General features: G+C 43.2%; 1 protein-coding gene. It reads left to right on the top strand.

The window, feature by feature from the left end:
* Positions 1 to 382: type II toxin-antitoxin system PemK/MazF family toxin (locus J7R10_RS09625; protein WP_208436555.1), on the top strand; the 382-nt coding region annotated here is incomplete at both ends.

Raw genomic sequence — 382 nt, 5'->3', positions numbered from 1 at the left:
GAATACAACGCCTCCTGTTACAACTCCGTCGCCCACTCCCTTAGATATATGCCAACTTGAAGAACCGCACATCATGATGGAACATGATCATGATGCATGGCTGGAGCATGCGCGGGTAGGAGATTTAAATGCTCCTTACAAAAAACCACCCCATATAAAACCACGAATCAAATCGGCACCCCGCATTAGGCAAGTTTTTTGGTGCGATTTTCCTCATGATTCAATATTGCCTGAATTTTGGAAAAAGCGGCCTGTTTTAGTGCTTTCTAAGAATGCAAAACTCTATGGGAATGTTACGGTTTTGCCTTTTTCGACGAAATCACAACCCAATAATCCAGCCGCCTATCCACTTCAGTCTCCGATAGAAAATAAAAAAGCATGG

It is taken from the genome of Bartonella vinsonii subsp. berkhoffii ATCC 51672 (assembly GCF_902825225.1).
GTDB classification, from domain to species: domain Bacteria; phylum Pseudomonadota; class Alphaproteobacteria; order Rhizobiales; family Rhizobiaceae; genus Bartonella; species Bartonella berkhoffii.
This window is presented reverse-complemented; position numbering and strand designations above follow the sequence as displayed.